This window comes from Pseudoalteromonas sp. MMG006 (genome assembly GCF_018101025.1).
GTDB lineage: Bacteria > Pseudomonadota > Gammaproteobacteria > Enterobacterales > Alteromonadaceae > Pseudoalteromonas.
On the sequence record NZ_JAGJEJ010000043.1, the window covers coordinates 1 to 1,898 of the forward strand.

Sequence of the window (1,898 nt, forward strand, 5' to 3'; positions counted from 1 at the left end):
ACTCTTCAGAGGTGATCTGTCATGTTGATCTTGAATTAACCGTGAGCGTATTAGAACACGAGCTAATGTTAACTTGGCGTTTTAATGAATCTTTATTTGCTGAAAATTCCATTAGTAGTTTGTCTTCAAGTTTTGAGGAACTTTTGCAATGTATTATTAAAACTCCAGAAGTCCCATACTTGTCGTTCCCTATGTCATCTCATACTACAAAGGGGAACTTTAACTTAATTGAGAACAACAGAGACTGGTATGAACAGAACTTGTTTCAACAGATCTCCGCTAGTTGGGACGATAGATTAGATAATATCGCCATTGTTTCTCCGCAAAGCGAATTAACTTATCTAGAGTTGAAATCTCAAGTTAACTCTATATCGCAATACCTACTGCACAAAGGCATAGGCTGTGGCGATGTGGTTGCAGTTAACTTTTTAAGAGGGCCGGAATTAGTTGTCACTTTGATGGCTCTACTGAATATTGGTTGCGCTTATGTACCAATTGATCCTTCCTTACCAAAAAGAAAAATCAACTACATGTTGACCGATAGTGGTGCGAACTTGATGTTGACCAATGTTGATCTAAATGAATACAGCGACCTCAATGTTACGTTGCTTAAGTACCCAAATTTGTCGGACTTAGCTAAATTTGATAAGGCAACAAAACCGCTAGTAGAAAAATTACAACCAAGCGTGAAATTGGCCTACATTATCTATACTTCGGGCTCTACGGGTAAGCCGAAAGGAGTGGAAATTTCTCAAGCCGCTTTGGCAAACTTTTTGTTTGGTGCCATTGAAAGATTGTCTTTGGATCATTCTACCAATTGGCTGGCGTTAACCACAGTTACTTTTGATATATCTGCTTTTGAACTTATAGCTCCACTTGTTGTTGGCGGAAAGTTACATATCTTTTCTAATGAAAAGAAAAAAGAAAGCCTATATGTCACTAGATATATCAGGGAGCAAGCAATAAATGTCGTTCAAGCGACCCCAAGTGGATGGCAATTGTTACTGAACTCTGAGCCTGCTCCTGCTAATGGACTTTTAGCTTTATGCGGTGGCGAAGCATTACAAGAGTCCCTTCTTAATGAATTGTCTAACTATGCATTGCGAGGGGTTGTGCATTGTTACGGCCCGACTGAAGCAACAATATGGTCTCATATGTCATTTGCTTCAGTCGGGCAAAAAATCGCAATTACAGATCCTTTACCTAATTATGGCTATTACATTGTCAATCGTAATATGGCGTTGCAACCTGATGGTGCTATTGGTGAGCTAGTATTAACAGGAGCGTCCCTAGCAGAAGGGTATAGAAATAACCCGTCATTAACTCAAAGTAATTTCGTTGCATGTGACTTTGCAAATGAGGAGGCTAGCGTAGTTTATAAAACGGGTGACATCGTGCGTTCTAACTCTCAGGGGGAATTGCAATTCCTTGGCCGTTGCGACAATCAGGTTAAAGTTCGTGGTGTCAGAATAGAATTAGGAGAAATAGAGCACTTTGTAAACCAATTACAAGGAATTCGAACAGGGGTTGTTTCAGTAGTTCCTGTTAATGGTGTTGATACATTGGTGGCTTATATACATCTTGTAAACTCAGCACAGTCTGAAATAACAACTGTTTTATTGGGCTCGGAACAAATGAGCATCTATAAAAAGGCGTTAAATGAATTTTTAGCAGACTATATGATCCCTGAAATATGGTTATCAGTAGATGACTTTCAATTAACCGTTAGCGGAAAAATTGATAGAAATGCTCTTCCTTCTGTTGATGTGAAAAATTTAGCTGGTAACCAATACGTGGCACCAGAGAGTGAACTGGAGGTGGCGATAGCGCAGATGTGGTCGTCCTTGCTGGGTCGAGAGCGAGTGAGCTTGACGGATAACTTCTTTAATCTTGGTGGA

1 protein-coding gene is annotated in these 1,898 nt (G+C 39.8%); it reads left to right on the forward strand.

Going from position 1 to position 1,898, the window contains the following annotated elements; genetic code table 11:
- Window positions 1–1,898 (forward strand): amino acid adenylation domain-containing protein (locus J8L73_RS19095; RefSeq protein WP_211019453.1); only part of this gene is annotated, 1,898 nt, incomplete at both ends.